Genomic DNA, 1,265 nt, shown 5'->3' on the forward strand with positions numbered 1-1,265 from the left:
CACCCATGCAGCCTCAGAAAACTCAGCTGCCCCGTCGTCTCCACCCCCTCGGCCACCACCTCCAGGTCCAGGCTCTTGGCCAGCGCCAGGATCGTCCTCACGATCGCCGCGTCGTTCGGGTCCGACAGCACGTCCCGCACGAAGCTCTGGTCGATCTTGACCTGGTCCAGCGGCAGCCGCTTGAGGTAGGACAGGGACGAGTAGCCGGTGCCGAAGTCGTCCAGCGCAAACCCCACGCCTTCGCTTTTGAGCTGCACCATGCGGGCGATGGTGTCTTCGATGTCTCCCAGCAGCAGGCTTTCGGTGAGTTCGAGCTTGAGTTTGCGCGGGTCGGCGTTGTGGTTCTTGAGGGTCTGCAGCACTTCGGCCACGAAGCCCGGTTGCCGGAACTGCCGGGCGCTGACGTTGACCGAGATGGACAGGTGGGCGGTGGCTTCGTGCTGGCCCCAGCGCTGCAGTTGTTCGCAGGCGGTCTGCAGCACGTATTGGCCTAAAGGGAGGATGAGGCCGGTCTGTTCGGCCAGGGGGATGAAGTCGCCGGGGCTGATCATGCCGCGCTGGGGGTGGCGCCAGCGCACCAGGGCTTCTGCCCCCATGAGCTGGGACTGGTGGTCCACGACGGGCTGGTAGTGCACGAGCAGTTCACCCCGGGCCAGGCCCTGGCGCAGGTCGGCTTCCAGGTTGGAGCGGGCGTTGACGGCTGCCTGCATGTCGGGGTCGAAGAAGCGTTGGGTGTTGCGCCCTGCGGCCTTGGCCTGGTACATGGCCAGGTCGGCGCGTTTGAGGAGTTCGTCCACCGTCAGGCGTTCGTCGCCAAAGAGGGTGATGCCGATGCTGGGGGTGCTGTAGTGCTGGGCGCCGTCCAGTTCGAAGGGCTGGTTCAGGCTGGCCAGGAGTTTTTCTGCGACGGTTTCTGCCTGGGTGGCGGCGTCTTGCAGGTCGGGGGCCAGGGCTTCGAGCATGACGACGAATTCGTCGCCGCCAAAGCGGGCGACGGTGTCGGCTTCGCGCACGCTGCCCACCAGGCGGGTGGCGACCTGGGCCAGGAGCTGGTCGCCCATGTCGTGGCCCAGGGTGTCGTTGAGGTCCTTGAAGTTATCGAGGTCGATGAACAGCAGGGCGCCGAGGTTTCTGGTGCGCTGGCAGGCGGCGATGGAGCGCTGCAGGCGATCGAGCAGCAGGCGGCGGTTGGGCAGGCCCGTCAAGGCGTCAAAGAAGGCCAGGCGTTCGATCTCTTGTTCTGCTCGCTTTCGGTCCGTGATGTC

1 protein-coding gene is annotated in these 1,265 nt (G+C 65.8%); it reads right to left on the bottom strand.

Annotated elements, in window-relative coordinates; all coding sequences use genetic code 11:
• A partial coding sequence (locus IB243_RS26955; protein WP_192430112.1) for a bifunctional diguanylate cyclase/phosphodiesterase occupies positions 1-1,265 on the bottom strand: 1,265 nt, incomplete at both ends.

Source organism: Acidovorax sp. ACV01 (genome assembly GCF_014851495.1).
Lineage (GTDB): Bacteria > Pseudomonadota > Gammaproteobacteria > Burkholderiales > Burkholderiaceae_C > Acidovorax > Acidovorax radicis.